The following is a 1,438-nucleotide window of genomic DNA, read 5'->3' as shown; positions in this document are numbered from 1 at the left end:
CTAGTAGGACTTTGTTAGGTTTGTCACTTCTTGTGTGAGGGCTCGAGATTCGACGTGATTCTCGAGACGATGACCAGGTGGATACCGCAGCCCTGACCGATGTCGGTGAACGTCTCGATGCGTTCGTCGATCAGGTGTTCTCCTCCCTCAAACGCAAGGATCAACGGGCGACCGCAGGGGTATACACGCGGGGATTGATGCTCGACGGGCGCCGCAAGTCGATGCAACCGATGGCTCAGCGCCTCGGGGTCGATCATCAACGGTTGCAACAGTTCGTGACCAGCTCGCCGTGGGACGTGGAACCAGTCCGAAAAACACTCTCGCGCAAGGCATGCGACCTGATCGCCCCGGACGCGTGGGTGATCGACGACACCGGATTCGCCAAAGACGGGGACGGATCGCCGGGCGTGGCCCGGCAGTACTCGGGCACCCTCGGCAAGGTCGGTAACTGCCAGGTCGCCGTGAGCGTGCACGCCGCCACCGACATCGCGTCCGCGCCGCTGGACTGGCGCCTGTACCTGCCCCGGAGCTGGGACGACGAGACCGCCGAGGATCCCGAGGCGGCCGCGGCGATCACCGCCCGGCGGCGGCGCAGCGCGATTCCCGACGACGAGCGTCACCGCTCCAAGGCGGCGATGGCCCTCGAGATGCTCGACGAGCTGATCTCGTGGGGCCGAACCCCGCCGGTGATCGTCGCCGACGCCGGCTACGGCGACTCGGCCACTTTCCGTCAGGGCTTGACCGACCGCGGTCTGGGTTATGTCGTCGCCGTCAAAGGTGCCACCCTCGCACACCCCGGCGGTGCGGTCCCGGCCGCCGCCGCGTACTCGGGACGCGGGCGGCCGCCGACCCGCCGCTACCCAGCTGCGCTCACCTGCAAAGACCTCGTCCTGGCGGCCGGAACAGCGGCGCTGACCGAGCTCACCTGGCGCCACGGAACCAAGACCGGTCCGGGTAATCCGACCGCGGCCATGCGTTCACGGTTCGTGGCGATGCGCGTACGTCCGGCGAACCGCACGATTCCCTGCGACGAGGACGGCGTCCTGGCGCAGGCGTGGTTGCTGGCCGAATGGCCCGACGACGCGGCACAGCCCACCGACTTCTGGCTGGCCACCCTGCCCGAGGACACCCCGATCGCCCAGCTGGTGCGCCTGGCCAAGATCCGCTGGCGCATCGAGCACGACTACCGGGAACTGAAGACCGGGCTCGGCCTCGATCATTTCGAAGGCCGCTCCTGGCTCGGCTGGCACCACCACGCAACCCTGGTCACCGCAGCACACCTGTTCCTCACCACCCTGCGGCTGGCCGACCCAAAAGCGACCGGGCAGGCCTGACCCTCTACGCCGTCGTGCGCAAACTTCAACGCGCACTGGCGTATTGGATCGGCACCTGCCCGACCTGCCACCACACCTTCCCAACCTAACAAAGTCCTACTAGG

The 1,438-nt window shown here is 67.3% G+C and carries 1 protein-coding gene; it reads left to right on the top strand.

The features are described from left to right. The first annotated feature begins 77 nt into the window (after positions 1-77). On the top strand, positions 78-1,334 hold the full coding sequence (locus RZ1_RS29335; RefSeq protein ID WP_072816453.1) for an IS701 family transposase: 1,257 nt from the start codon (positions 78-80) through the stop codon (positions 1,332-1,334). The last annotated feature ends 104 nt before the right edge of the window (positions 1,335-1,438 follow it).

The organism is Rhodococcus zopfii NBRC 100606 = JCM 9919, assembly GCF_001895025.1.
Lineage (GTDB): Bacteria > Actinomycetota > Actinomycetes > Mycobacteriales > Mycobacteriaceae > Rhodococcus > Rhodococcus zopfii.
The sequence above is the reverse complement of the archived record's forward strand: the minus strand, read 5'-3'. Positions and strand labels throughout refer to the sequence as shown.